Source organism: Rhizobacter sp. P2_D12 (genome assembly GCF_056404395.1).
Genome location: NZ_JBFUEB010000053.1, coordinates 1 through 21,912 on the forward strand (window position 1 = coordinate 1; position 21,912 = coordinate 21,912).

Consider the following 21,912-nt stretch of genomic DNA (forward strand, 5'->3'; position numbering starts at 1 on the left):
GCGCGCGACGGTGCCGCGGACGCCGCCGGCGCCTGGCGGCGCAGCGGTGTCGTGCCGGCGACGAAGGTGCCCGCGCGCTGGCGCGACAGCAGGTAGCCTTCGCTCGCCAGGTGTTCGTAGGCGGCAACGACGGTGTTGCGCGACACGCCCAGCGTCAGCGCGAGTTCGCGCGTGGTCGGCAGCCGCACGCCGGCGGCGAGGCGGCCGTCGATGATGGCCGCGCGGATCTGGCGGTGCAGTGCGCCGGTGCGGTCGCGCGAGCCGGGCGCCGGCACGTCGATGCGGAATTCCATCGGATTGGACCGGTTGAGATCGGCAGTTGTGGATCTTTCAACGGTACCAGACGCCGTGTCATCCTGCGGCGCCCACCGACCCGAGGAGCAGCGAGTGACAGACACGATCCAGGACAACCGGCCCGACGGGGTGAAGGCCTGCAGGCTCATCCTGCAGATGCAGATGTCGGTGGACGGGTGCGTGTCGGCCGATGCGGACGTCGGCTGGCAGGTCTGGAACTGGAACGACCCGTGGACCTGGGACGCGCGCCTGCAGGCCGACTTCAACGCGGTCCTCGACGGCGTCGGCTGCATCCTGCTGAGCCGTCCGATGGTCGAGGAAGGCTACCTGGGACATTGGGATCGCATTGCGCGCGCCCACCCCGGCGACCCGCGCTACGCCTTCGCGCGCAAGATCGGCACGGTGGACAAGGTGGTGCTGAGCCACCAGCTGCGGATGGCGCCCGACAAGCGCACGGTGCTCGCACGCGGCAGCCTGGTCGAAGCCGTGCAGGCGCTGAAGCGCCGCGGCGGCGGCGACGTCATCGCGTTCGGCGGTGTCGGCCTGGCCTCGGCGCTGGTGGCGGCCGGCGTGGTCGACGAGTACCAGTTCTTCGTCAACCCGGCCGCGGTGGGCTCCGGCCGTTCGATCTTCGGCCTGCTGCCCGGTGGCGTGCGGCTGCGCTTGCAGCAGTCGACCGCCTACGACTGCGGGATCGTCGTCAACCGCTACGTCACTTCACGCGCCGGATGACCGCCTTGGCCATCTTGCGGGCGGCCGCGCGGTCGCGGACCTCGCGAAAGAGGATCGGCACCAGCCGCCACGCGAGCGCGCCGTCGAGGCCCGGGATGGGCAGCAGGTTGAAGAGCGCGATCAGCAGGTTGTAGTGGCCGAGGAAGGCCAGCGCGGTGCTGGCGTAGGGCACCGTCGCCAGCGGCGTCAGCCGGCCGAGCAGGATCAGCGGCAGCGCGACGGCCAGCTGCGCCAGCACGCCGCCCCATGCGATGAGCGCGTCTTCCTTCAGCGTCCACGGCTGCTCGTATTCGCAGCTGCCATGGAGGAACGACAGGCGGATCGCGGTGGCCGGGTAGCCGAGCCGCTTCGCGACGAAGGCGTGCCCGGCCTCGTGCAGCAGGATGATGCCGAAGTAGCAGCCGATGGCCAGCGCCGCCTGCAGAGGCCGCAGCTGCAAGGCCAGCAGCAGGACGATCGCGGCGGCCACCACCGACCAGTGGACGTGGAGCCTGGCGCCGAGGATGCGGATCTTCTTCAGCGTGTAGTGGCCGTGCATGCAGGTTCTCGATCAGCCCGGGCCCTGTTCGAGGTGCCCGTCGCTCTGCTGGAAGACGAAATAGCGCTTGAACCGGATCAGGTGCGGCGCATGGTCGCGCCACCAGGCGGCCGCTTCCGGGCTGCGGCTGGCGAGGATGCCGATCGCGATCTGCGCGTCGACCGCGTAGCCGGTCTGCGGCTTCAGCCGGCCGGTGAGCCACGCGTACGTGCGCCCGATGAAACCGGTCGGGCCGGTCAGGACCCCCGAGGTCATGAAGCGTGAGGGTGCTTCTTTCTGAGGCAGCAGCGGCAGGGTCAGGCCGACCCATTTCTCGCGGACCCAGAGCGGCGCCTCGCCGGCCGGAACAGAGGTGATGTGCAGTTGCAAGGCCATGGAGTCGGAGCGGGGCTGTCGGTGCGGGTGACGATGCAGCGGCTTTATACCTCGGCGCATGGGCTGCCTGGACCGGCGGACACACGGCGATACGATCTTTGGACGACCCCGGCTTGACGCCCACGGCTCGGCATAATATGATTCACGTCATATTAAGTCGACACTGCCATGAGCCGTACTCCCAACAGCCGCAAGGAAGAGACGCACGAGCGCATCGTCGATGTCGCGGCGCGTGCCATCCGCCGGCACGGCATCGCGGGCGTCGGCGTGGCCGACGTGATGAAGGAGGCCGGCCTCACGCACGGCGGCTTCTACGCCCACTTCGAATCGCGCGATGCGCTGATCGTCGAGGCGCTCGAGCGGGCCGGCCGCGATGCGCACGAGAGCGTGGCGCGTGTGGCCGAGCAGCGCGCCGCCAAGGGCGTCAGCGCGTTCCGCTCGCTGGTCGAGGGCTACCTGGCGGACAGGCACCTGTCGTCGCTCGAGAGCGGCTGCGCGGTGGCCGCGCTCGGCTCCGAGATGCCGCGCCAATCCGACGCGGTGCGCGAAGCGTCGATCGTGCGCGTGCGCCGGCTCATCGCGTCGCTGCACGACAAGCTTCCGCCGGCGTCGAGCGGCGCGGCGAGCGTCGTCGCCGCCACGCTGGTCGGCACGCTGCAGCTGGCACGCGCCCTGGGCGACAACGCCGAGGGCCGCGCGGTGCTCGCGGCCTCGCGCAAGTCGCTGCTCGCGCAATACGACGTTGTGGCCCCGGCCGCCCACTGACGCTCCATCCCGCAAGACCCTCTTTCCCGTTCGCTCGCCCAAGAATATGACGAGCATCATGCAGACAGTTCATCCACGCAAGGAGCCTTCCATGAAGATCAGCAATGCCGTCGTCCTCGTCACCGGTGCCAACCGCGGCATCGGCCTCGCCTTCACGCGCGAGCTGCTCGCGCGGGGTGCCCGCAAGGTGTACGCCGGTGCGCGCGATCCGGCATCGATCACGCAGCCGGGCGTCGAGGCGATCCGCCTCGACGTCACGAAGCAGGAAGACGTCGCCGCCGCGGTGGCGCGTGCGGGCGACGTGACGCTCGTGATCAACAACGCGGGCGTGGCGCACCAGGGCGGTTTCCTCGCGGCCGACAGCGAAGAGGTCGCGCGCCGGCAGCTCGAGGTCAACTACTTCGGCATGCTGCGCGTCAGCAAGGCCTTCGCGCCGGTGCTCAAGAACCATGGCGGCGGCGCGCTGCTGAACGTGCTGTCGATCGTCTCGTGGGTCAATGCCGGGCAGCTGGCCGCCTATGCGGCCAGCAAGTCGGCCGCCTGGTCGCTGACGAACGCGCTGCGCCACGAACTGGCGCCGCAGCACACCCAGGTGCTGGCATTGCACATGGGCTTCGTCGACACCGATCTCACGCGCGGCATCGACAGCCCGAAGGCCACGCCCGAAGAGATCGTCAAGCTCGCGCTCGACGGCCTCGAAGCGGGCCAGGACGAAGTGCTGGCCGACGAGCGCACGCGCTACGTGAAGCAAAACCTGTCGGCCGCGCGGCCGGTCTACCTGCCGCCGCTCGCCTGAGCGCCCGCCGTCCGCTGCCCGGCCTCCCACCGAAGGAACTCCCGTGACCCCTGCCACCCTGCCCGCCGCGGCCGTCGCGAAGCACGTCCCCCACGTCTCGCCCTGGCCCGTGTTCTGGGTCGCGAGCGTCGCGGCCTTCCTGGTCTCGCTCGACAGCACGATGCTGTACGCCGCGTTCGGCGCCCTGCGCGCCGGCTTCCCCACCGCCACCGCGGCCGACATGTCGTGGGTGCTCAACGCCTACACGGTGGTGTATGCCGCGATGCTGATCCCGGCCGGCGGCCTGGCCGATGCGCACGGTCGCAAGCGCGTCTTCCTGTTCGGCGTCACGGTGTTCATCGCCGCCTCGGCGGCCTGCGGGCTGGCCGGCAGCGTGGGCTGGCTGATCGCCGCGCGGGTGCTGCAGGCGGTGGGCGCGGCGTTGCTGACGCCGGCATCGCTGTCGATCGTGCTCGGCGCGTTTCCGCAGGACAAGCGCGCACTGACCGTGAGCCTGTGGGGCGCGGTGGCCGGCTTCGCGGCGGCCGTCGGCCCGAGCCTCGGCTCGTTCGTCGTCGAGACGGTCGGCTGGCCCTGGGCCTTCTTCATCAACCTGCCGATCGGCGCGCTCTCGCTGTGGCGCGGTGCCGCGCTGCTGAGCGAGTCGGCGCGGGCCACCACGCGCCGCAAGGTCGACGTGGTCGGCATGGCGCTGCTCATCGTCGCCGTCGGCGCCATCGCGCTGGCCATCGTCGAATCCGAATCGCCGGCGTGGACGGCGGGCCAGCTGTCCGTCGTCGCCGGCACCGGCATGATCGCCTTCGTCGCGTTCATCGTCTGGGCGAGCAGCGTGCGCGAGCCGCTGGTCGACCTGGGCCTGTTCCGCCACCGCACCTACAGCGCGGTGAACGCCGCGACGCTGTCGTTCGGCATCGCCTTCGCGATGATGTTCTTCACGTTCTTCTTCTACATGGGGAACGTGTGGCACTACACCCAGGCGCAGGCGGGCCTTGCGATCGCGCCCGGGCCGCTGACGGTGATCCCGGTAGCCATCGTCACCGGCCGCCTGGCCGGCCGCTACGGGCACCGGCCGTTCCTGGTGGGCGGCGCGCTGCTCTATGCGCTGGCCGGCGCGTGGTTCCTGCTGGTGCCGGGCAACGAGCCGTCGTACCTGAAGCACTGGCTGCCGGGCCTCTTCCTCAGCGGCCTGAGCGTCGGGCTGGTGCTGCCGTCGCTGTCCGGCGCGGCGGTGAGCAAGCTGCCGGCGCAGCACTACGCGGTCGGCAGCGCCGTCAACCAGGCCACGCGGCAGATCGGCGCGGTGATCGGCGTCGCGATCACGGTGGTGCTGCTCGGCCACGGCGTGGTGCAGCGCGGCGACTTCAACGCGGTCTACGGGCTGCACATCTCGCTGGCGCTGCTGACAGCCGTGCTGTGCCTGTTCGTCAACACGCGACCGGCGCCGCGTCCGGCCTGAGCCTCAGACGTAGCGCGCGATCGCCATGCACACCACGGTGAGCATCAACAGCACCGAGGCGATGCGGTAGGCGCGCGCAATGCCCGCATCGGGGGCGCCGTCCGCCCCCAGGCCGGCCTTCAGGCCACGGCCGACCCACCAGCCCTGCACCCCCGCCGCGACGATCGCGGCGGCGATGCCCACTCCCAGCACCCGCTCCGGCGTGCCGGCGGGGCCCGAATGAACGGCCTGCCACAGGTACAGGCCCGTCAGCACGGCGACCGTGGCCGCCCCCATCTGCGGGCGGAACAACGCGGCGGCACCGCGCCCGCCGGTGCGCGCCAGCGTGAAGCTCGATCCGGCCCAGAATACGGACGACAGCACGTGAAGTGCCAACACGACGACGAGAACGGTCTGCATGCGATCTCCTGCGGTAAATTCACTATACAAACAGTATATTCATTTGTTCGCGACATGGCGACACGGTCTTACCTGAGCCCGGCGCGCGACGCCGCGGCTGCCGCCACGCAGGCCAAGGTGGTCGAGGCGGCGGCGCGCCTGCTGCGCGAGCCGGGTGCGGCGGCGGGCTTCTCGCTCGATGCGGTGGCCAAGGCGGCGGGCGTGACGCGGCTGACCGTCTACAACAAGTTCGGCTCGCGGCGCGGCCTGCTGGAGGCGGTGTTCGACCAGCGCGCCCAGGAAGGCGGGTTGGCGCGCATCCCCGAGGCGATGAAGATGCCCGACCCGCGCGCGGCGCTCGCCCGCATCGTGACGATCTTCTGCGAGTTCTGGGCGCACGACCCGGCGGTGGGCAGCCTGCACGATGCGGCATCGGCAGACCCGGAGTTCCGCCTTGCGCTGACCGAGCGCAACGAGCTGCGGCGCACGCTGCTGCGCGCGCTGGTCAAGCGCTGTCTCGCGCCGGCACAGCATCGCCGGCGCGGCGACGACGCGGTCGACCTGTTGTTCGCGCTCACCAGCCATGCGATGTACCGCTCGCTGGAACCGGGGCGCAGCGGCGCGCAGGTGTGTGCGCTGCTGCTGCCGCTGTGCGAGAAGGCGCTCGGCGCCGAAGGCTGAGGCGGCGCGCTACCGCCCGGGTTTCGACGCGCCCCGGCTGGTCTCGACGATCTTGCGCACCGGGCTCGACAGCACCAGCGAGGTGGTGACCGAGCCGTGCGCGGCCAGGGCATCGACCACGCGCTCCAGGTCGCGCGGCTCCGCGATCGCGCAGCGCACGATGAAGCAGTCGTCGCCGGTGAGGCGGTGTGCCTCCAACACTTCCGGCATGGCTTCGAACAAGTCCTGGTACTTGCGGATCGACGCGTGCGTGGTCTGGATGCGGATGAAGGCCTGCAGGCCGACGCCCACCGCCTGCAGGTTGATGCGCGCGCCGTAGCCTTCGATTACGCCGGCCTCCTCGAGCTTGCGCACGCGTTCGCTCATCGCCGGCTGCGACAGGCCGATGCGCTTGCCGAGCGCCGAGAGGCTTTGCCGCGCATCGCGCTGCAGTGCCTCCAGGATCAGCCGATCCTTCTTGTCGAGTTCCACCTGGGCTCCCTCTGGTACTCCGCCGATGACGCATCGGTTTCGAGGCTCGAACTCCGATGACCGGCCCTTGGATCGGCATGCCGGGCTGCGTATCGTAGCGACATGAAAACCACCACCCTCCTGCTGCTGGCCGGCATCAACGACTCCGGACCGGGACATTGGCAGACGCTGTGGCAACAGGCCGATCCGGCCATCGCCAAGCTCGAACACGACGAATGGGACCGGCCGGATCGCCTGCGCTGGGTGCAGGAGCTGGAGGCCGAGGTCGACCGGCTCGGTCCGCGCGTCACGCTGGTGGCGCACAGCCTGGCGTGCCTGCTCGTCGCGCACTGGGCAGCGAGCACGCGGCACGCGATCGACGGCGCGCTGCTGGTGTCCGTGCCCGACCCGGATGGTCCCGCATTCCCGAAAGACGCGAAGCACTTCGGCCGCATCCCGATGCTGCGCCTGCCGTTCGCGAGCACCGTCGTGTGCAGCAGCGATGACCCCTATGGGTCCGAGGCCTGCATGCGCGGCTGGGCCGAGACCTGGGGCAGTCGCTTCGTCTGCATCGGTGCGCGTGGACACGTCAATGCTGCGAGCGGACTCGGTACCTGGGACGAAGGCCGCACGATCCTGCGAGAACTGACGAGCCGCAGCTGAGCAAGTGCCGGCTACAGGTGCTTCGCCAGCAGCATCCGCAGGCCCGCGAAGCCGAAGAACAGCGCGAGCGTTCCTTCGAACACGCGGCGGATCGACCGGTAGACGCGCCGCGCGACGGCGGTCGAGAACAGCATCGCGTAGCTCGCGAAGATCAGCACGCCGAGCAGCGCGCAGGCGCCGAACACCACCAGCGAATCCACGGGCGTCGCTTGCGACGGCAACCCCATCGAGATCGTCGACAACCAGACGAAGATGGCCTTCGGGTTGGTGATGTGCATCGCCACACCCTTCAGCAGCAGCTTGCGCCGGCTGCCGCCGTCGACGGCCGCGGCGGCCAGCGATGCAGCGTCGTCCCGCGACAGCGCGGACCGGCCCGCCTTGAAGGCCAGCCACAGCAGGTACAGGCCGCCGAGGATCTTGACCACGGTCAACGCGCCCGACCATGTCGCGAGCAAGGACGCCAGGCCCAGCGCCGCCATCAGCCCCAGCGTCCACGACGACAACGTGATGCCGGCAGCCAGTGCCAGCGCCTGGCCTCGCCCGCCGGTCATCGCCGTTCCCATGATCGCGACGATGCTCGGACCGGGGCTGGCTGCACCGATGAAATAGGCGGTGCACGCGACGGCGAGGTTGGGGTTGTCGAGCATCGTGCGAGCGCTCCCATCACGTCAGCTCGAAGCCGAGCCGGTTGGCAACCTGTTGCAGCACGCCTTCGAGATCACGGTCCCCGCTGCTGTAGCGACCGATCACGCCGAACTCCTCGAAGGGGGACTGGGTGAAGCCTTCCTCGATGTCGTCGTACCAGATGGCCGTCGTGCCGATCACGCCGACAACCCAGAATCCTCCGGCCTGATCGCGGTAGCGCGGTTCGCGCCAGAGCCTGGGCGATACGCGCAGCGTCTCCCACAGCTTGGCCATGCGGGGGCCCATGCGCCGTTCTGCGGCGAGGATCATGTCCCACAAGGCTGTTTCAGCGATCATTCCGGCGTCACCCATCTCGTCCCTTTCGCCTCACCTTCCGTCCCCGTAGTGTGCATGCCACTGCACGCGGGACGTGATCTCGGACATGGTGATTCAATGGCAAGGCGGCGCGGGCCGCGGCAGTTTAGCCTTGGAGGTCCGCAGCGCCGCCCTGCCCATGCCCCTCAGCCACCGCATCGACTTCCTCCTCCCCGCCGACAAGGTCGCCCAGGCGCTGATCGGCGCCTGCGTCTACCTCGACGGTGTCGGCGGCCGCATCGTCGAGACCGAGGCCTACGACCGCGAAGACGCGGCCTCGCATGCGTACAACGGCCAGACGCCGCGCAACGCCGCGCTGTTCGGCCCGCCCGGCCGCGTCTACGTCTACCGCTCGTACGGCATCCACTGGTGCCTGAACTTCGTGTGCCGCGAGGCCGGCCATGCCGCCGGGGTGTTGATCCGCGCCATCGAGCCGCTGAAGGGCCTGGACACGATGCGCGAACGGCGCGGCGTCGACGATTCGCGCCTGCTGTGCAGCGGCCCCGGGCGCCTGGGCCAGGCGCTCGGCGTCGATGCCGATTTCAACGGCATGCGCCTGGACCGCCGGCCGTTCCGCCTGCAGGCCGCCCCGCTCGCGGTGCCCGTGCTCCGCGGCCCGCGCATCGGCATCAGCAAGGCCGTCGACCTGCCCTGGCGCTTCGGCCTGGCCGGCTCGCGTTTCCTCAGCAAGCCCTTTCGCTGAATGGGCCGAAGCCGGCTGCACAACAATCGGCCCATGAACAGACTCTCGGTTCCCAAGGACAAGCTCAAGTTCGTGCTGCTCGAAGGCATTCACGCCTCGGCGGTCGACACGCTGCGGCGCGACGGCTACTCGCAGGTCGTCACGCTGCCCAAGGCGCTGGCCGGCGCCGCGTTGCACGACGCGATCGCCGATGCGCATTTTCTCGGCATCCGCTCGCGCACCCAGCTGACGGCCGAGGTGCTGAAGGCCGCGCCCCGGCTCGTCGCCGTCGGCTGCTTCTGCATCGGCACCAACCAGGTCGACCTGCGCACCGCGATGGACCTGGGCGTGCCGGTGTTCAACGCGCCGTTCTCCAACACCCGCAGCGTGGCCGAGCTGGTGCTGGCCGAGATCATCATGCTGATGCGCGGCATCCCGGCCAAGAACGCCATCCTGCACCGCAACGGCTGGACCAAGAGCGCCGAGAACTCGTTCGAGGTGCGCGGCAAGGTGCTGGGCATCGTCGGCTACGGCCACATCGGCACGCAGATCGGCGTGCTCGCCGAACAGCTGGGCATGGCCGTCGTCTTCCACGACATCGAGGCCAAGCTGCCGCTGGGCAATGCCCGCGCGGTCGACGGCCTGGACGAACTGCTGGCCACGTCCGACGTGGTCACGCTGCACCTGCCCGAGCTGCCGTCGACCAAGGGCTTGATCGGCCGCGCGCAGATCCAGGCCATGAAGCCGGGTGCGCACCTGATCAATGCGTCGCGCGGCACGGTGGTCGACATCGACGCGCTGGCCGACGCGCTGAAGAGCGGCCACCTGCTCGGCGCCGCGATCGACGTCTTCCCCGAAGAGCCGCAGGGCAACGACGCGCGCTTCGAATCGCCGCTGGTCGGCATGGACAACGTGATCCTGACGCCGCACATCGGCGGCTCGACGCTGGAGGCGCAGGCCAACATCGGCAAGGAGGTGGCGGCCAAGCTGGTGCGCTACAGCAACAACGGCTCCACCACGTCGGCCGTCAACTTCCCCGAGGTGGCGCTGCCCGAGCACACCGGCCGCAGCCGGCTGCTGCACATCCACCGCAACGTGCCCGGCGTGATCGCGCGGGTGAACGAGCGGCTGTCGAAGGCCGGCATCAACGTCGCGGCGCAGTACCTGAGCACGCGCGACGAGGTCGGCTACGTGGTGATCGACGTCGACACCGAGGCGCCCGAGGCGGCGCTGGCCGACCTGGCCTCGCTGCCGGACACGATCCGCTGTCGGATCCTGTATTGACGCGGCCGGTAGGTCATGGCCATTCGCGGCGGGCGAGATCGGCCGCGGCCTTGAACCCGGGATCCTGCAGCAGCAACTCGACCAGCTGGCGGGCCAGCGCCTTCCCCGCCAGCGAGTCGCTCGGGTAGTGCACGCCGGCGATCTCGCGGTTCTTCGCCACCTTGCCCGCCGCCTGCAGGAACTCGGCCTCCCGCTGCGGGAACCATGACGCCAGCAGGTAGGCCAGCGCATGCGCCTGCGTCGAGTGCCCGCTCGGGTAGGCCGGGTGGCCGGGGTGCAGCGGGTCGGCCTTGTCCGCGAACATCGGGTCCAGGTTCTCCGCACAGCAGTGGTACGGGCGCCCGCGGTTGAACTGCTCCTTGAACTGGAAGATCGGCCCGAGGATGTTGTCGAGCAGCAGGCTGTGCAGGGCCTTTGTCGCCGGCTTGGGCGGGCGGTCGGCCGAGCCGAGCACCTGCTGCACCGGCCAGATCGCGGTGCGCTCGCTCTCGGCCTGGGCCTGGATCTCTTCGCGATGGGCGGGTCGCTCCCGTTCCCGCAGCAGAAGGAGCGTGGCGCACTCCGCGCCGGCGTGCGGCGGTGGCGGGTCGAGCTTGACGAGTTTTTTCCAGTCCGCTGGCAGGTTCGGCGACGGCTGGTGGCTGCACTGGCGCCAGCGCCCGGTCCAGCCGTCGTCGGGAAACGTGCACGTCACGTCGGAAGTCTTGGCGCTGTCCATGGGGTCTCCTTGCCGTTGCTCAGTACATCCATTGGTCGAAGCTCAGCAGTGCGCAGTTCAGCGCATCCTTTTGCCAGTCCTTGCCGTCTGTCGTCCCGGTGAACCAAGCCACGGCCTCGTCGCGCGTACCGATGTACGGATGCGCGACGATGCGCGTCTGGGATTTCGGATCTCCGCAGTACTCGCGGTCGAAGTTCCACCAGCTCGCGTTCGACACCGCGCCGGCGTACACGCCGGGCGGACGGGTTCCAGACAGCATCTCCAGCGCGCCCGCCGGGCGCGGTGCCGCATTGGCCAGCTCGACCGCGCTGAAGGTCTTCTCGAGCTTGGCCAGAGGCGCTTGCATCCGGGCGTCCAACAGCCCGTGGGCCGGCTGCGCATCCGGATCGCTCGGTGGCCATCGGGTGCTCGAGCCCGTTTCGGTCACTGCCGTGAGGCTGCCTTGCGGCACCTTCACCACCTTGATCCACAAGAAGTTCTGCTTGCTGCCGATCGCCATGGTTCACTCCTAGAATTTGGATGCGCATCACCGATGCGCCAACGCAGCTTAGTGATCGGGGGGGCGATGAGCATCAACCATTTGACCTACGCCCTGCGGTTGATGGCCTCGATCGCGATCGCATGCGTGGTCGCGGCAGACAGCGCCACGATCCCCCGACGCCCGGTGATCGCATACATCGGCCACTGGACGGCCGACACCGATCGCGCGTTCCGGCGCTTCGTCGACACGATGCGCACGCGCCACCCGGCCGTCGCGGCCGGCGCGGTGTTCGAGTACATCGAAGGCTCGCTAGACGCCGAGGTGCTGCAACGCGCCGTGGCGGCGGCCGCGCTGCGCCGGCCCGCCGTGATGGTCGCGCCCACCGGCGATTCGGCGCGCGCCGCCCACCGGGCGCGGCTGGCGCTACCGGTCGTGTTCTCGTGCTACGTCGATCCGCTGCGCTCCGGCATCGTGCAATCGATGAGCCGGCCCGGCGCCAACATGACAGGCATCTCGCTGGCCGACACGCTGGACGGCAAGCGGCTGGAGATCCTGCGCGATGCCGCGCCGCAGGTGCGCACCGTGGCGGTGCTGACCGATCCCTCCTGGTCCAGCTACTACGGCGGCGAGGCGCGCGTGCAGGCCGATGCCGCCCGCCTCGGCATGACGGCGACGATCCTCTACGCCCGCGACCAGGCCGAGGTCGACGCGCTGATGGGCCGTGCCGACGCCGCCCGCTTCGACGCCTGGTACGTGATGCCGACCTACGTGTCCTATGTGGCCGAGCAGCGCATCATCGACCACATCCGCCGCCTCGGCCGCTACGGCCTGTTCGCGACGACGAATGAAGTGCGCGCCGGCGGCCTGATCGGCTATGCGCAGGACACCGCCTTCGTCTGGGACACGCTCGCCGACCTGGTCACGCGCGTGCTCGACGGCGAAGACCCGGGCTCGATCCCGGTCGAGCGGCCCAAGCGCTTCGTGCTCGCGGTGCGCACCGGGCCGGGCACCGAGGCGACGCCGCTGACGAGCACGATCGTCCGGCGCGCCGACCTGGTCTTCTGAATGACCGGGCGCCGCCGCACCGACAGCCCGCGGGCACCGCGCCGCTCGATCGCGCGGCGTTATGCGGTGCACGTCGGCGTGATCAGCGTCTCGCTGCTGCTCGCCTCGAGCGGGCTGGAGATGCTGTTCGGCTACCGCGAGGCGCGCCAGCAGATCGCCGGCGTGCAGGCCGTGCAGGCCGAGGCCGCCGCGCGTGAGATCACGCAGTACCTGCGCAACATCGAGGACGGCCTGCGCGACACCGCCAAGCTGCCCTGGGGCGACCGCGCCTTCGGCTGGCAGCAGAAGCGCGAGGAGTTCTACCGGCTGATGGTGCTGTTCCCGGCCATCGTCGAGCTGCAGGAGGTCGACGCCGACGGCCGCGAATCGCTGTACGTGTCGAAGAGCGAAGCGGACCGCATCGATTCGGGCGCGCCGCTGGCCGAGCGCGCGCTGCTGGGCGTGGCCGGCGACGCACCGCGTTACGGCAGCACGTTCTACCGCGAAGGCGCCGAACCGTACGTCCGGCTGGCCGCCGCCCAGGTCGCGCGCACGCCCAGCTGGACGGTCGCGACGCTGAACCTGCGCTTCCTCGGCGAGGTCGTGTCCGGGTTGAAGGTGGGCGAGAACGGGCGCATCTTCGTGGTCGACGCGTCGAACCGGCTGATCGCCCACCCGCGCGCCACCCACGTGCTGCGCCAGCTCGACCTGACGCAATTCGCGCCGGTGCAGGTGGCCCGCTCGCGTGCCGGCCCGGCGCCGCTGCTGGCCGCCGAGGACCACGACGACCTGGAAGGCCGCCCGGTCATCGTGACGGCGCGCCAGCTGCAGTCACCCGACTGGTTGGTGTTCGTCGAGCAGCCGCGCTCCGAGGCGCTGGAGCCGGCGCTCGCCACGCTGACCCGCACGCTGCTGCTGATCGCCGTCGGCGGCGTGCTGGCGCTGGTCGCCAGCATGCTGTTCTCGCGCCGCATGGCGGCACCGATCATCCGGCTGCGCCAGGCGACGCGCCGCATCGCGGCCGGCGACCTGGCGCACCGCATCGAGCTCGACACCGGCGACGAGATCGAGCAGCTGGGCGACGATTTCAACCGCATGGCGCGCCAGCTGCTGGAGTCGTACCGTGGCCTGGAAGCCAAGGTGACGCAGCGCACCGCCGAACTGGCGGTGCGCAAGGAAGAGGCCGAGCGGGCCAATGCCGCGAAGACGCGCTTCCTGGCCGCCGCCAGCCACGACCTGCGCCAGCCGATGCATTCGATCAGCCTGCTCGTCAGCGTGCTGCGCGACCGGCTGGCCGACGCGCAGCAGGCGGCGCTGGCCGACAAGGTGCTGCTTTCGGTGGCGGTGATGGAGCACCTGTTCTCCAGCCTGCTCGACATCTCGAAGCTCGACGCCGGCGCGGTGCACCCCGAGATCCAGCCGGTGGCGGTGGACAGCGTGCTGGCGCAGCTGGCCCATGCCTACGGGCCGCTGGCCGCGGCGCGGGGGCTGTCCCTGACGGTGGCGCGCTGCCGCGGCGTGGTGCGCAGCGACGCGGCGATGCTCGAGCGCATCCTCGGCAACCTGGTCGCGAACGCGATCCGCTACACGCGGCACGGCGGCGTGCTGGTGGGCTGCCGGCGGCGCGGCGCGGCGCTGTGCATCCAGGTGGTCGACACCGGCATCGGCATCCCGGCCGCCCACCTGGACGACATCTTCGACGAGTTCTTCCGCCTCGACGGGCTGTCGCTCGACGAGGAGAAGGGGCTGGGGCTCGGCCTGTCGATCGTCAGGCGCAGCGCCGAGATCCTGGGCCACCCGCTGCGGGTGCGCTCGGTGCCGGGCCGGGGCTCGATCTTCGAGATCGAGGTGCCGCGCGTCGACGACCTGCCGTCGCAACAGGCGATGCCGCCGCTGGACGACGTGGACCGCAGCGCGCTGGCCGGCGCTTTCGTGATGGTGATCGACGACGACGAGCGCAACCGCGACGCACTCGACGCGTTGTGCGTGCACTGGGGGTGCAGCGTGCTGGCGGTGGCCTCGGTCGAGGAGGGGGTGCGGCAGCTGGCGCAGCACCTGCGGGCGCCCGACCTGCTGATCACCGATTTCCGGATCGCGCAGGGCCATGACGGGGTCGATGGGATCGAGCGCATCCGCGCGCTGGTGCAGGAGGCGATCCCGGCGATCGTGGTGACGGCCGACGTCGCGTCGGGCCTGCAGCAGCGCGTTGCCGAGGCCGGTGCCGTGCTGCTGCACAAGCCGGTCGGCGCCGACCGGCTGCTGCGCGCCGTCAGCGCGGCACTGCGCCCGCGCGAAGACGCCGCCGCTACGGTCGATCGAAGCGCAGCCCCAGCTTGCCCGCCGCAATGACCGCCTGTGTGCGGGTGGTGACGTTGAGGGCCCGCAGCACCGCCGAGGTGTGCGACTTCACGGTGCCCGGCGCCAGGTCGAGCTCGCGACAGATCAGCTTCGCCGGCTTGCCCTGCAGGATCAGGTAGAGCACCTCGGCCTGGCGCGGCGTGAGACCGAGTTCCTCGGGGTGCCGTCCGCGGGCCGGGGCGGGCACGGGCTCGCCGGGGGGCAGCGCCGCGTGGCGCTCGGCGCCTGCATGGCGTCCGGCGAGGAAGACCGACGGCGGCAGGTAGATGCCGCGCGCCAGGATCAACTGCAGCGCACCGCCGAAGACGGCCGAGGTGGAACTCTTCGGGATGAAACCCATGGCGCCGGCGTCGAGTGCACGCAGCACGGTGTCCTTGTCGTCGGCCGACGACAGTGCGACGACCGGCGTGCCCGGGTGGCGCTCGCGGATCAACGCGATGCCGTCGAGCCCGGACATGCCCGGCAGTGCAAGATCGATCAGCACCAGATCGATCGCCGGCTGGCGCGCAAGCTGCGCCAGGCCCTCTTCGCAGCTGCCCGCCTCCCACACCGTCAGCGGCTGCGCCAGTGGACGCAACAACAGCGCGATGCCCTCGCGGAACAGGGCGTGGTCATCGATCAGCAGGACGTTCATCCCGTCGCCTCCTCGGGCCATCTTAACGACGCCTGCCGTCGTGGGCACCATGCGGTGCTCAGCCTTCGGGCTCAGCCACATGGCCGATGGGCGCGCCGCACGGGCGGTGCTGCAATCGGGCCCTCAACCCGGGGAGCTCGCATGGACCTGACGACTTCACTGCTGCAGCACGGCGCGCACGCGGCCTTCGTGTGCGACGCGTTCGAGGACGGCGACGACGAGCCGGAGTCCGGCCCGGTCGAGCAGACGCTGCTCGGCGTGCTGGATGCCGTCGACTACGGCTTGTTGCTGCTGAGCGGCAACGGCAGCGTGGTCTGGGCCAACCGCATCGCGCGCCACGAATGCGGCGCGGCGGGCCGGCTGCGCACCGTCGCCGGGCGCGTGGCCGGTCCCGATGACGCGACCCAGCGCCGCCTTCGCGAGGCGATCGCCGGGGCCTGCGAGGGCCGGCGCTGCCTGGTGCCGATGCCGGCGCGCGGCGATGCCGCGCCGTGGTCGGTGGCGGTGCTGCCGCTGGCCAACGCGGCCGGCCGCAGCGACGATGCACGGGTGCTGTTGATGCTGGGCCGGTGCCAGGCCTGCCAGCCGCTCAGCATCGACTTCTTCGCGCGCGTGCACAAGGTGACGGCGACCGAGAAGACGGTGTTGCTGGCGCTGTGCCAGGGGCGGTCTGCGAGGGAACAGGCGCTCGAGTTCGGGGTCGCCGTGTGCACCGTGCGCACCCACATCAGCAACCTGCGGCTGAAGACCGGCGCAAGAAACATCGGCGACCTGGTGCGGATGGTGATGACGCTGCCGCCGATCGTGCCGGTGCTGAACTGAGCGCGTGACCTACGACGGGCTTGCGAGCTTGAGCCCGACGATGCCGGCGATGATCAGCGCGAGGCTTGCGAGGCGGGCGGCCGTCGCCGGCTCGGCGAACAGCACCATGCCGAGCAGGGCCGTGCCCACCGCGCCGACGCCCACCCACACTGCGTAGGCGGTGCCGACCGGCAGCGACTTCATCGCGACGCCCAGCAGCACCACGCTGATGACCATCGCGGCCACCGTGCCGACCGATGGCCACAGGCGCGTGAAGCCCTCGGTGTACTTGAGGCCGATGGCCCAGCCGATCTCGAACAGGCCGGCGGTGACGAGGATGATCCAGTTCATGGCGAGTCGGCCCGGGTTGCGACGACGGACGCGAGCCAGGCGGACACCAGGTTCGCAGGGAAGTACTCGTACCAGAGCGGGAAGTCGCCGGGCAGCATGCCGTCGAAGCCGCCCACCTGGATCAGGTAGAACGCGCAGCCGATCGCACCGACGCCGAACGCGGCGATGACGGCGCGGCCCTGCGAGAGCCGCGCGGCCATCAGGCAGCATACGTACGACGCGGCGCAGGACAGCGCGAGGTCGAAGACCAGCAGCGGCGTGGTCGGCTGGGCGAAATCGCCGTCGGTCAGCACCTGGGCCAGCGACGGCGCGACGACCCAGCCCAGCAGCAGCGACAGCAGCGCGAAGCCGGCGATCAGGCCGATCGTGCGCAGCCAGCTGCCGCGCTTGGGCGGCTGCGGATCCTCGACGCGGGCGTTCGGCGGGGCGTAGGGGTTGGACATCGGCGGTTTATAGCCCAGATGCCAGGGACGCTCGCGGCAGCAGCGCGAAACCCGCGATCAGCAGCACCGGCATGCAGGCGTAGGCGACGATGAACAGCCGGTGTGCCATCGGCGACTGCGGGATCCGACGGCCGATGGCCGGGTGACGCAGCGTGGCCCACACGCACAGGGTGGCCGCGACGAAGCCGGTGACCGAGATCCAGGCGACGGAGTGCAAGGCCCATGAGCCGGCCATGACGACCAGCAGGCAGAACGCGATCGAGATGTTCAATGCGGGCATCGGGTTATCTCAGTCGCACACCGGCCAGCAGCATCGCGATGGCGGCCGCGAGCCAGCCGTAGGACGGAGCCGCTGGTGCCTCGATCCAGGTGGCGTCGCACATGCGAAGCTGGAGGAACACGTCGGTGGTGTAGGCGCAGTCGGGGTCGGTGGCCTGGAACCAGGCGACGAGTCCGAGCAGGGCGACGAGCTGTAGCGCAATGCCGGCCGCGCGCACGAATCTCCGGCGTTGGTTGGGTGTCATGGGCGTCATCCGGGGCGCGGCCAGCGATGCCGCCGGGCCATTGTCTGCATCGCTTCACACTCAACCAACCGGGTCAGTGCCGGGCCTGTGCCGCGACAGTGGTAAAACCTCGGCTCTTTCAACCCAACGGAGATAGGCATGAGCGCCGACAAGGACCGCGGTATCCGCAGACAGAAGCAAAAGCGTGCGAAGGACCTGAAGAAGGAAACCCGCCTCGCCCGCGAAGCAGCCGCCCAGGCCGCCACCGCCAAGCCGGTGAGCAAGAAGGCCGCCTGATCGGGTGCCGCCTCAAGCGGCTTCGTCCAGGTCGCCCTTGACGACCCGGCGGATCACCTCGGCCGAGAAGCCGCGGCTCGCGAGAAAGCGCATCTGCTTCGCGCGCACCGCCGCGTCGGCCGCGGCCACGCCGAACTTGCGCGCCCACACCTCGTGGGCCCGCGCCAGTTCGCTGTCTTTCAGCCTCTGCGCGGTGTCGGCATCGAGCGCGACACCATGCTGCGCCAGCTCCTGGCGGATGCGCAGGTTGCCATAGCGTGCCGCGCGCACATGCACCCGGCTCTCGACGAAGCGCTGCTCGCTGAAGTAGCCCTTGTCGTGCAGCCAGGCGAGCACCTCGTCGACCTGCTGCTCGGCATCGTCCGGCAACGGGGCATCGGGCGTGCGCAGGTGCTGCAGCAGCTTGCGCCGCAACTCCTGCCGGCTGTGCTCGCGCTGTGACAGCAGCTGCACGCCGCGCCCGCGCAGCGACAGCCGTGTCTTCATGTCGCCCGGGCCAGCGCGCTCTTATTCGCGCGCTTCCTTCGGTTCCTTGGGGGCCTTCGGGGCCTTGGCCGGCTTGGACTCTTCGGCCTCGGCACCCGCGCCGGTGGGCAGCAGCGGGATGCCCATCGCCTCGCGCACCTTGTTCTCGATCTCGATCGACAGGTCGGGGTTCTCTTTCAGGAACTCGCGCGCGTTGTCCTTGCCCTGGCCGATCTTTTCGCCGTTGTAGGCGTACCAGGCACCGGACTTTTCGAGCACCTTGGCCTCGACACCCATGTCGATGACCTCGCCTTCGCGGCTGATGCCCTGGCCGTAGAGGATGTCGAACTCGGCGGTCTTGAACGGCGGCGAGACCTTGTTCTTGACGACCTTGACCTTGGTCTCGTTGCCGATGACCTCTTCACCCTTCTTGATGCTGCCGATGCGGCGGATGTCGAGCCGCACCGAGGCGTAGAACTTCAGCGCATTGCCGCCGGTGGTGGTTTCGGGGCTGCCGAACATCACGCCGATCTTCATGCGGATCTGGTTGATGAAGATGACCATCGTGTTGGTCTTCTTGATCGTGCCGGTGAGCTTGCGCAGCGCCTGGCTCATCAGCCGGGCCTGCAGGCCGGGCAGCGAATCGCCCATCTCGCCTTCGATTTCGGCCTTCGGCGTCAGCGCCGCGACCGAGTCGATGACCACCAGGTCGACCGAGCCGGAGCGCACCAGCGCGTCGACGATTTCCAGCGCCTGCTCGCCGGTGTCGGGCTGGCTGATCAGCAGCTCCTGCAGGTTGACGCCCAGCTTCTGCGCGTAGGCCGTGTCGAGCGCGTGCTCGGCGTCGATGAAGGCGCAGGTGCCGCCTTGCTTCTGCATTTCGGAGATGACCTGCAGCGTCAGCGTGGTCTTGCCCGACGATTCCGGGCCGTAGATCTCGACCACCCGGCCGCGCGGCAGGCCGCCGACGCCGAGCGCGATGTCCAGGCCCAGCGAGCCGGTGGAAACCACCTCGATGTCTTCGATCACCTCGCCCTCGCCGAGCCGCATGATCGAGCCCTTGCCGAACTGCTTTTCGATCTGCGCGAGGGCAGCCTGCAGGGCCTTGGCTTTTTCGGTGTTGAGGGTGGCGGCTTTGACGGGGGCATCCATGGGGGCGATCTCCTAGAGTTGCGCGGATTATCGCAAAGGCTGGATGTTTGTACAGTCTTTTCTGGTTCGGCACCCGATATCGATCAAGGTTCGCGCGGGGTCTCTCCCTACAATGACCGCAGCGGTCGCGATGGGTGGGACAGCGGGCCGCACAGGAGGCAGCCATGCGCGTATTGATCGCCGAAGACGACCAGGTGTTGGCCGACGGGCTGCTGCGTTCGCTGCGCAACGGCGGCTACGCGGTCGACCACGTGGCCAGCGGCACCGAGGCCGATGCCGCGCTGTCGGCGCATGAATTCGACCTGCTGATCCTCGACCTTGGGCTGCCCCGGCTGCACGGGCTGGAGGTGCTGCGCAAGCTGCGTGCCCGCGGCTCGGCGGTGCCGGTGCTGATCCTCACCGCCGCCGACAGCGTCGAGCAGCGCGTGCAGGGGCTGGACCTCGGCGCCGACGACTACATGGCCAAGCCGTTCTCGCTGCAGGAGCTCGAAGCCCGCGTGCGGGCGCTGACGCGGCGCGGCCTGGGCACTGCATCGAGCGTGATCAAGCATGGGCCGCTGACCTTCGATGCGACAGGCCGGGTCGCCTACCTCAACGACCAGATGGTCGAGCTGTCGGCGCGCGAGCTGAGCCTGCTCGAGGTGCTGCTGCAGCGTGCCGGGCGGCTGGTCAGCAAGGACCAGTTGGTCGAGCGGCTGTGCGAATGGGGCGAAGAGGTCAGCAACAACGCGATCGAGGTCTACATCCACCGGTTGCGCAAGAAGATCGAGCAAGGGCCGGTGCGCATTGCGACGGTGCGCGGCCTGGGCTACTGCCTGGAAAAGATCGCAGCTTGAACAGGGCCCCCCAGTCGCTGCGCTCCTGCCCCCGAGGGGCGCCGACCCTCGGCCCGGCAAAGCCGGATCCTGGGTCGTGGCTTGATCGGTCGCGCGCTTCGCTTGCTCTGCATGCGCGATGTGCTGTTCGTGGCCCGGATGCCAATCCGGGATCCCGGATTTCATCCGGGCTACGGTCATGAAGGAACAGCGGTCTCTTTTTGGCGAGATCCTCGACTGGATGCTCGCCCCGCTGCTGCTGCTGTGGCCGATGAGCGTGGTGCTGACCTGGCTGGTCGCGCAGGGCATCGCCAACAAGCCGTTCGACCGCCAGCTCGGCGAGATGGCACGCGTGCTGTCGCAGCAGGTCAGCGTGCAGGATGCGGGCGGCGCTGCCGGCCCGGCCAGCCTGTCGGCCAGCTTCGCGCTGCCGGCCAGTGCCGCCGAGCTGCTGCGCACCGACGAGACCGACACGCTGTATTACCAGGTGCTCGGCCTGGGCGGCCAGTACCTGAGCGGCGAGCGCGCGCTGCCGCTGCCCAACGACGAGGACCGCGCCGCCCCCGGTGTCGTGCGCTACCGCGACGACGAGATCAGCAACGAGCCGGTGCGCATCGCCTATGTGCGCGTCGGCGTGCCCGAAGGCCTGCCGGTCGGCACCGACACGCCGCTGGTGCAGGTGGCCGAGACGCTGGGCAAGCGCTCGCGCCTGGCCACCGAGATCATCAAGGGCGTGATGCTGCCGCAGTTCGTGATCCTGCCGCTCGCGGTGCTGCTGGTGTGGCTGGCGCTGGCGCGCGGCATCGCGCCACTGAACGAGCTGCAGCAGCGCATCCGCCGCCGCGAAAGCCACGACCTGAGCCCGATCGACGAGCGCGATGCGCCCGAGGAGGTCTCGCCGCTGGTGCGCGCCATCAACGACCTGCTGACCCGGCTCGACCGCAGCATCGGCACGCAGAAGCACTTCCTGGCCGACGCCGCGCACCAGCTGAAGACGCCGCTGGCCGGGCTGCGCACGCAGGCCGAGCTGGCGCAGCGCGAGATCGATGCCGGCGAGCGCGACCCGCAGGCGCTGAAGAAATCGCTGCAGCAGATCGCCCGCTCCAGCCAGCGCGCCGCGCGCATGGTGAACCAGCTGCTGGCGATGGCGCGCGCCGAGGACGCCTCGCAGGCGCTGCAGCACCAGCCGGTCAACCTGGCGCGGCTGGCCGCCGAGGCGGTGCGCGATTTCGTGCCGCGCGCGCTCGAGAAGCGCATCGACCTCGGCTACGAGGGCCCGGAGCGCGGCCCGGGCCTCACGGTACCCGGCCAGCCGGTGCTGCTGCGCGAGTTGATCCGCAACCTGGTCGACAACGCGCTGCAGTACACGCCCGAAGGCGGCACGGTGACGGTGCGCGCGGTCGACGATCCGTTCGGCCAGGTGGTGGTGGTGCAGGTGGAAGACTCCGGCCCCGGCATCCCGGCCGGCGAGCGCGACAAGGTGTTCCAGCCGTTCTACCGCTCGCTCGGCACCAATGTCGACGGTTCCGGCCTGGGCCTGGCCATCGTGCGCGAGATCGCGCAGCAGCACGGCGCGGAGATCACGCTGGAAGACGCCAACCTGCGCCACCGCCCCGGCCTCAGCGACCAGGCCGGCGCCGTGTTCGGGCCAGGGGCGCGCTTCACGGTGCGCTTCCCGGCCGTCGTGTCGGGCCTGACACCCCCTGCCGAAGCGCCGCAGTCGCATCCGACATAGACTGCTCCGGGTTAACCCGCGG

30 protein-coding genes are annotated in these 21,912 nt (G+C 70.0%); 14 read left to right on the top strand and 16 right to left on the bottom strand.

From position 1 onward, the window contains the following. On the bottom strand, positions 1–293 hold a 293-nt coding region (locus AC1DYN_RS18055; protein WP_477962011.1), incomplete at its 3' end, for a GntR family transcriptional regulator. 94 nt (positions 294–387) lie between these two features. Between AC1DYN_RS18055 and AC1DYN_RS18060 the strand changes: the two genes are divergently transcribed. Continuing rightward, positions 388–1,026, top strand: a complete 639-nt coding sequence (locus tag AC1DYN_RS18060; RefSeq protein ID WP_477962013.1) for a dihydrofolate reductase family protein — start codon at positions 388–390, stop codon at positions 1,024–1,026. On the opposite strand, the gene AC1DYN_RS18065 is transcribed toward AC1DYN_RS18060, so the two are convergent. After that, positions 1,007–1,564 (bottom strand): metalloprotease, encoded by a 558-nt coding sequence (locus AC1DYN_RS18065; RefSeq protein WP_477962015.1) that lies wholly within the window; start codon positions 1,562–1,564, stop codon positions 1,007–1,009. The two genes, AC1DYN_RS18060 and AC1DYN_RS18065, sit on opposite strands and share 20 nt — an antisense overlap. A gap of 12 nt (positions 1,565–1,576) precedes the next feature. After that, positions 1,577–1,939, bottom strand: a complete 363-nt coding sequence (locus AC1DYN_RS18070) for a hypothetical protein (protein ID WP_477962017.1) — start codon at positions 1,937–1,939, stop codon at positions 1,577–1,579. Between the two features lie 168 nt (positions 1,940–2,107). Here AC1DYN_RS18070 and AC1DYN_RS18075 point away from each other — a divergent pair, with 168 nt between their 5' ends. The 3 genes from AC1DYN_RS18075 (at position 2,108) to AC1DYN_RS18085 (ending at position 4,956) form a co-directional block, all read left to right on the top strand. Then, positions 2,108–2,704, top strand: coding sequence for a TetR/AcrR family transcriptional regulator (locus tag AC1DYN_RS18075; protein ID WP_477962019.1), 597 nt, complete (start codon positions 2,108–2,110; stop codon positions 2,702–2,704). A 91-nt stretch (positions 2,705–2,795) separates the two neighbouring features. After that, positions 2,796–3,500 (top strand): SDR family oxidoreductase, encoded by a 705-nt coding sequence (locus AC1DYN_RS18080; protein WP_477962021.1) that lies wholly within the window; start codon positions 2,796–2,798, stop codon positions 3,498–3,500. Positions 3,501–3,543: 43 nt separating this feature from the next. Next, positions 3,544–4,956, top strand: a complete 1,413-nt coding sequence (locus AC1DYN_RS18085; protein WP_477962023.1) for a DHA2 family efflux MFS transporter permease subunit — start codon at positions 3,544–3,546, stop codon at positions 4,954–4,956. Between the two features lie 3 nt (positions 4,957–4,959). Here AC1DYN_RS18085 and AC1DYN_RS18090 read toward each other — a convergent pair whose 3' ends face one another. Continuing rightward, on the bottom strand, positions 4,960–5,355 hold the full coding sequence (locus AC1DYN_RS18090) for a hypothetical protein (protein WP_477962025.1): 396 nt from the start codon (positions 5,353–5,355) through the stop codon (positions 4,960–4,962). A gap of 54 nt (positions 5,356–5,409) precedes the next feature. Here AC1DYN_RS18090 and AC1DYN_RS18095 point away from each other — a divergent pair, with 54 nt between their 5' ends. Then, positions 5,410–6,015, top strand: a complete 606-nt coding sequence (locus AC1DYN_RS18095) for a TetR/AcrR family transcriptional regulator (RefSeq protein WP_477962027.1) — start codon at positions 5,410–5,412, stop codon at positions 6,013–6,015. Positions 6,016–6,024: 9 nt separating this feature from the next. Here AC1DYN_RS18095 and AC1DYN_RS18100 read toward each other — a convergent pair whose 3' ends face one another. After that, positions 6,025–6,486 carry an Lrp/AsnC family transcriptional regulator gene (locus tag AC1DYN_RS18100; protein ID WP_477962029.1) on the bottom strand — a complete coding sequence of 154 codons (462 nt, stop codon included), beginning with the start codon at positions 6,484–6,486 and terminating at the stop codon, positions 6,025–6,027. 102 nt (positions 6,487–6,588) lie between these two features. On the opposite strand from AC1DYN_RS18100, the gene AC1DYN_RS18105 reads away from it, so the two are divergent. Then, complete coding sequence (locus AC1DYN_RS18105; RefSeq protein WP_477962032.1) at positions 6,589–7,128, top strand: RBBP9/YdeN family alpha/beta hydrolase; 540 nt, start codon at positions 6,589–6,591, stop codon at positions 7,126–7,128. Between the two features lie 11 nt (positions 7,129–7,139). Here AC1DYN_RS18105 and AC1DYN_RS18110 read toward each other — a convergent pair whose 3' ends face one another. Further along, positions 7,140–7,775, bottom strand: a complete 636-nt coding sequence (locus AC1DYN_RS18110; protein ID WP_477962034.1) for a LysE family translocator — start codon at positions 7,773–7,775, stop codon at positions 7,140–7,142. Positions 7,776–7,791: 16 nt separating this feature from the next. Then, entirely contained in the window at positions 7,792–8,124 is a 333-nt protein-coding gene (locus AC1DYN_RS18115) for a hypothetical protein (RefSeq protein ID WP_477962036.1), read from the bottom strand. A 142-nt stretch (positions 8,125–8,266) separates the two neighbouring features. On the opposite strand from AC1DYN_RS18115, the gene AC1DYN_RS18120 reads away from it, so the two are divergent. Continuing rightward, positions 8,267–8,830: a DNA-3-methyladenine glycosylase gene (locus AC1DYN_RS18120; RefSeq protein WP_477962038.1), complete on the top strand. Its 564-nt coding sequence runs from the start codon at positions 8,267–8,269 to the stop codon at positions 8,828–8,830. Positions 8,831–8,863: 33 nt separating this feature from the next. Continuing rightward, positions 8,864–10,093, top strand: coding sequence for a phosphoglycerate dehydrogenase (gene serA / locus AC1DYN_RS18125; RefSeq protein WP_477962040.1), 1,230 nt, complete (start codon positions 8,864–8,866; stop codon positions 10,091–10,093). A gap of 13 nt (positions 10,094–10,106) precedes the next feature. Here serA and AC1DYN_RS18130 read toward each other — a convergent pair whose 3' ends face one another. Together AC1DYN_RS18130 and AC1DYN_RS18135 are read right to left on the bottom strand one after the other, a co-directional pair. Continuing rightward, positions 10,107–10,811 (bottom strand): phosphatase PAP2 family protein, encoded by a 705-nt coding sequence (locus tag AC1DYN_RS18130; protein WP_477962042.1) that lies wholly within the window; start codon positions 10,809–10,811, stop codon positions 10,107–10,109. A 19-nt stretch (positions 10,812–10,830) separates the two neighbouring features. Continuing rightward, positions 10,831–11,310, bottom strand: coding sequence for a hypothetical protein (locus tag AC1DYN_RS18135; protein ID WP_477962044.1), 480 nt, complete (start codon positions 11,308–11,310; stop codon positions 10,831–10,833). A gap of 66 nt (positions 11,311–11,376) precedes the next feature. On the opposite strand from AC1DYN_RS18135, the gene AC1DYN_RS18140 reads away from it, so the two are divergent. Then, complete coding sequence (locus AC1DYN_RS18140; RefSeq protein ID WP_477962046.1) at positions 11,377–12,357, top strand: ABC transporter substrate binding protein; 981 nt, start codon at positions 11,377–11,379, stop codon at positions 12,355–12,357. Next, complete coding sequence (locus AC1DYN_RS18145; RefSeq protein ID WP_477962048.1) at positions 12,358–14,685, top strand: hybrid sensor histidine kinase/response regulator; 2,328 nt, start codon at positions 12,358–12,360, stop codon at positions 14,683–14,685. Here AC1DYN_RS18145 and AC1DYN_RS18150 read toward each other — a convergent pair. Next, positions 14,642–15,328, bottom strand: a complete 687-nt coding sequence (locus AC1DYN_RS18150; protein WP_477962050.1) for a response regulator — start codon at positions 15,326–15,328, stop codon at positions 14,642–14,644. The genes AC1DYN_RS18145 and AC1DYN_RS18150 overlap by 44 nt on opposite strands. A 141-nt stretch (positions 15,329–15,469) precedes the next feature. Between AC1DYN_RS18150 and AC1DYN_RS18155 the strand changes: the two genes are divergently transcribed. Continuing rightward, positions 15,470–16,150, top strand: coding sequence for a helix-turn-helix transcriptional regulator (locus AC1DYN_RS18155; protein ID WP_477962052.1), 681 nt, complete (start codon positions 15,470–15,472; stop codon positions 16,148–16,150). A 9-nt stretch (positions 16,151–16,159) separates the two neighbouring features. Here AC1DYN_RS18155 and sugE read toward each other — a convergent pair whose 3' ends face one another. From sugE to AC1DYN_RS18175, 4 genes are read right to left on the bottom strand one after another with little or no spacing between them, the layout of a single operon-like run. Next, positions 16,160–16,480, bottom strand: a complete 321-nt coding sequence (gene sugE / locus AC1DYN_RS18160) for a quaternary ammonium compound efflux SMR transporter SugE (RefSeq protein ID WP_477962054.1) — start codon at positions 16,478–16,480, stop codon at positions 16,160–16,162. Beyond that, positions 16,477–16,923 carry a hypothetical protein gene (locus AC1DYN_RS18165; RefSeq protein ID WP_477962056.1) on the bottom strand — a complete coding sequence of 149 codons (447 nt, stop codon included), beginning with the start codon at positions 16,921–16,923 and terminating at the stop codon, positions 16,477–16,479. Before AC1DYN_RS18165 ends, sugE begins: the two co-directional genes overlap by 4 nt. A 7-nt stretch (positions 16,924–16,930) precedes the next feature. Beyond that, complete coding sequence (locus AC1DYN_RS18170) at positions 16,931–17,203, bottom strand: hypothetical protein (protein WP_477962058.1); 273 nt, start codon at positions 17,201–17,203, stop codon at positions 16,931–16,933. A gap of 4 nt (positions 17,204–17,207) precedes the next feature. Continuing rightward, entirely contained in the window at positions 17,208–17,447 is a 240-nt protein-coding gene (locus AC1DYN_RS18175; RefSeq protein WP_477962060.1) for a hypothetical protein, read from the bottom strand. Positions 17,448–17,585: 138 nt separating this feature from the next. On the opposite strand from AC1DYN_RS18175, the gene AC1DYN_RS18180 reads away from it, so the two are divergent. Then, positions 17,586–17,723, top strand: a complete 138-nt coding sequence (locus tag AC1DYN_RS18180; protein ID WP_477962062.1) for a hypothetical protein — start codon at positions 17,586–17,588, stop codon at positions 17,721–17,723. A gap of 12 nt (positions 17,724–17,735) precedes the next feature. On the opposite strand, the gene recX is transcribed toward AC1DYN_RS18180, so the two are convergent. Further along, a complete protein-coding gene (gene recX, locus AC1DYN_RS18185) occupies positions 17,736–18,209 on the bottom strand; it encodes a recombination regulator RecX (protein WP_477962064.1) in 474 nt (157 codons plus the stop codon). A gap of 21 nt (positions 18,210–18,230) precedes the next feature. Beyond that, on the bottom strand, positions 18,231–19,340 hold the full coding sequence (gene recA, locus AC1DYN_RS18190) for a recombinase RecA (protein ID WP_477962065.1): 1,110 nt from the start codon (positions 19,338–19,340) through the stop codon (positions 18,231–18,233). 164 nt (positions 19,341–19,504) lie between these two features. Between recA and AC1DYN_RS18195 the strand changes: the two genes are divergently transcribed. Continuing rightward, on the top strand, positions 19,505–20,176 hold the full coding sequence (locus AC1DYN_RS18195) for a response regulator (protein WP_477962068.1): 672 nt from the start codon (positions 19,505–19,507) through the stop codon (positions 20,174–20,176). A 178-nt stretch (positions 20,177–20,354) separates the two neighbouring features. Then, positions 20,355–21,890, top strand: coding sequence for a sensor histidine kinase (locus AC1DYN_RS18200; RefSeq protein WP_477962070.1), 1,536 nt, complete (start codon positions 20,355–20,357; stop codon positions 21,888–21,890). Positions 21,891–21,912 lie beyond the last annotated feature (22 nt).

Bases quoted from the DNA above. Each gene is read 5' to 3' on its own strand.
- recX (WP_477962064.1), bottom strand. From the start codon at position 18,209: ATGAAGACACGGCTGTCGCTGCGCGGGCGCGGCGTGCAGCTGCTGTCA.
- AC1DYN_RS18150 (WP_477962050.1), bottom strand. From the start codon at position 15,328: ATGAACGTCCTGCTGATCGATGACCACGCCCTGTTCCGCGAGGGCATC.
- AC1DYN_RS18110 (WP_477962034.1), bottom strand. From the start codon at position 7,775: ATGCTCGACAACCCCAACCTCGCCGTCGCGTGCACCGCCTATTTCATC.
- AC1DYN_RS18135 (WP_477962044.1), bottom strand. From the start codon at position 11,310: ATGGCGATCGGCAGCAAGCAGAACTTCTTGTGGATCAAGGTGGTGAAG.
- sugE (WP_477962054.1), bottom strand. From the start codon at position 16,480: ATGAACTGGATCATCCTCGTCACCGCCGGCCTGTTCGAGATCGGCTGG.
- recA (WP_477962065.1), bottom strand. From the start codon at position 19,340: ATGGATGCCCCCGTCAAAGCCGCCACCCTCAACACCGAAAAAGCCAAG.
- AC1DYN_RS18075 (WP_477962019.1), top strand. From the start codon at position 2,108: ATGAGCCGTACTCCCAACAGCCGCAAGGAAGAGACGCACGAGCGCATC.
- AC1DYN_RS18180 (WP_477962062.1), top strand. From the start codon at position 17,586: ATGAGCGCCGACAAGGACCGCGGTATCCGCAGACAGAAGCAAAAGCGT.
- AC1DYN_RS18130 (WP_477962042.1), bottom strand. From the start codon at position 10,811: ATGGACAGCGCCAAGACTTCCGACGTGACGTGCACGTTTCCCGACGAC.
- AC1DYN_RS18175 (WP_477962060.1), bottom strand. From the start codon at position 17,447: ATGACACCCAACCAACGCCGGAGATTCGTGCGCGCGGCCGGCATTGCG.
- AC1DYN_RS18090 (WP_477962025.1), bottom strand. From the start codon at position 5,355: ATGCAGACCGTTCTCGTCGTCGTGTTGGCACTTCACGTGCTGTCGTCC.
- AC1DYN_RS18170 (WP_477962058.1), bottom strand. From the start codon at position 17,203: ATGCCCGCATTGAACATCTCGATCGCGTTCTGCCTGCTGGTCGTCATG.
- AC1DYN_RS18065 (WP_477962015.1), bottom strand. From the start codon at position 1,564: ATGCACGGCCACTACACGCTGAAGAAGATCCGCATCCTCGGCGCCAGG.
- AC1DYN_RS18115 (WP_477962036.1), bottom strand. From the start codon at position 8,124: ATGGGTGACGCCGGAATGATCGCTGAAACAGCCTTGTGGGACATGATC.
- AC1DYN_RS18140 (WP_477962046.1), top strand. From the start codon at position 11,377: ATGAGCATCAACCATTTGACCTACGCCCTGCGGTTGATGGCCTCGATC.
- AC1DYN_RS18200 (WP_477962070.1), top strand. From the start codon at position 20,355: ATGAAGGAACAGCGGTCTCTTTTTGGCGAGATCCTCGACTGGATGCTC.
- AC1DYN_RS18080 (WP_477962021.1), top strand. From the start codon at position 2,796: ATGAAGATCAGCAATGCCGTCGTCCTCGTCACCGGTGCCAACCGCGGC.
- AC1DYN_RS18105 (WP_477962032.1), top strand. From the start codon at position 6,589: ATGAAAACCACCACCCTCCTGCTGCTGGCCGGCATCAACGACTCCGGA.
- AC1DYN_RS18195 (WP_477962068.1), top strand. From the start codon at position 19,505: ATGCGCGTATTGATCGCCGAAGACGACCAGGTGTTGGCCGACGGGCTG.
- serA (WP_477962040.1), top strand. From the start codon at position 8,864: ATGAACAGACTCTCGGTTCCCAAGGACAAGCTCAAGTTCGTGCTGCTC.
- AC1DYN_RS18155 (WP_477962052.1), top strand. From the start codon at position 15,470: ATGGACCTGACGACTTCACTGCTGCAGCACGGCGCGCACGCGGCCTTC.
- AC1DYN_RS18165 (WP_477962056.1), bottom strand. From the start codon at position 16,923: ATGTCCAACCCCTACGCCCCGCCGAACGCCCGCGTCGAGGATCCGCAG.
- AC1DYN_RS18070 (WP_477962017.1), bottom strand. From the start codon at position 1,939: ATGGCCTTGCAACTGCACATCACCTCTGTTCCGGCCGGCGAGGCGCCG.
- AC1DYN_RS18145 (WP_477962048.1), top strand. From the start codon at position 12,358: ATGACCGGGCGCCGCCGCACCGACAGCCCGCGGGCACCGCGCCGCTCG.
- AC1DYN_RS18120 (WP_477962038.1), top strand. From the start codon at position 8,267: ATGCCCCTCAGCCACCGCATCGACTTCCTCCTCCCCGCCGACAAGGTC.
- AC1DYN_RS18095 (WP_477962027.1), top strand. From the start codon at position 5,410: ATGGCGACACGGTCTTACCTGAGCCCGGCGCGCGACGCCGCGGCTGCC.